General features: G+C 79.3%; 1 protein-coding gene. It reads left to right on the forward strand.

Annotated elements, in window-relative coordinates; all coding sequences use genetic code 11:
- A partial coding sequence (locus ACQRUO_RS39370; RefSeq protein ID WP_428320993.1) for a spermidine synthase occupies nucleotides 1-1,539 on the forward strand: 1,539 nt, incomplete at both ends.

Genomic DNA, 1,539 nt, shown 5'->3' on the forward strand with positions numbered 1-1,539 from the left:
CCCGTCCCGGTGGCCGGCCCCGCGCCGCGCCCGACGACCCGCCCGGACGGCCGCACCCGGACGGCCGACACCGCGCGACCCACCGGCCCGCCCACCCACCGCCACCCGCGGCCGGCCCGCCTGCTGGTGCTGCTGGCCGCCTTCGTCTGCGCGGCCTGCGGGCTGGTCTACGAGCTGGAGCTGGTCGCGCTGGGCGGCTACCTGCTGGGCGACTCGGTCACCCAGACCTCCGTGGTGCTCTCCGTGATGGTCTTCGCGATGGGCCTCGGCTCGCTGGCCGCCAAGCACTTCACCCACTGCCCGGCCACCGCCTTCGCCCTGGTGGAGTGCGCACTCGCGGTGGTCGGCGGCCTCTCGGTGCTCACCCTCTACAGCTGCTGGGCCTGGCTGGGCCGCTACCAGCTCGCGCTGATCGCGCTCACCTGCGTGATCGGCCTGCTGATCGGCGCGGAGATCCCGCTGCTGCTCACCCTGCTGCAGCGGATCCGCCGCGAGGAGGTCGGGCGGGCCGCCGCCGACCTGTTCGCCGCCGACTACGTGGGCGCGCTGATCGGCGGCCTCGCCTTCCCGTTCGTGCTGCTGCCGCTGCTCGGCCAGGCCGCCGGCGCCCTGCTCACCGGCGCCGTCAACGCGGTGGCCGGTGCGGCGGTGGTGCTCTGGCTCTTCCGCGACGAGCCGGGGCCGCGCTCCCGGCTGCTGCTCTGGGCCGGCTGCGCCGCGGTGCTCGCCGTCCTCGCCCTGGCCGCCGCCTCCACCTGCGCGATCGAGCAGGCCGCCCGGCACGCGCTCTACCGCGGCCCGACCCGCCAGGCGGTGCAGGGCCGCTACGGCGAACTGGTGCTCACCGGCCCGCCCGGGCCGCCCGCGCCGGGCGCCCGACCGGCGGACGCGGCCGCCGCCGCGCCGCCGCTGCGGCTCTACCTGGCGGGCCGACTGGCCGCCTGCGGGCGGGACGAGTACCGCTACCACGAGGCCCTGGTGCACCCGGCGCTGGCCGGCGGCGGCGACGCCCGGGTGCTGCTGCTCGGCGGCGGCGACGGGCTGGCGCTGCGCGAGGTGCTGCGACACGACGGGGTGCGCTCGGTGCTGGTGGTCACCCGGGACCCGGAGCTGCCCGCCCTCGCCCGCGCCGACCCGGCGCTGGCCGCCCTCGGCGGGCACTCCTTCGCCGACCCCCGGGTCGAGGTGGTCACCGCCGACCCGCTCGCCTGGCTGCGCGAGGACGGCGGGGCCGCGCGGTTCGACGCGGTGCTGGCCGACCTGCCCGCGCCGGAGCGGGCCGCCCGCAGCGAGTACCACTCGGCCGAGTTCTACCAACTGGCCGCGGCCCGGCTGACCCCGGACGGCCGGCTCGCGGTGCCCGCACCGGCCGGGCGGGGGCTGTGGACGGTGGAGGCCGGGCTGCGCGCGGCGGGCCTGTCGACGGTGCCCTTCCCGGTGGCCGGCCGCGGGCCGGCCTGCGATCCGGCCGGCAGCGGCGACCGGGCGGCGGTGCTGCTGGCCGCCCGCGACCGGACACCGGACCTGGCGCTGGCCGCC

This window comes from Kitasatospora sp. LaBMicrA B282 (assembly GCF_050325825.1).
In the GTDB taxonomy this organism is placed as follows: domain Bacteria; phylum Actinomycetota; class Actinomycetes; order Streptomycetales; family Streptomycetaceae; genus Kitasatospora.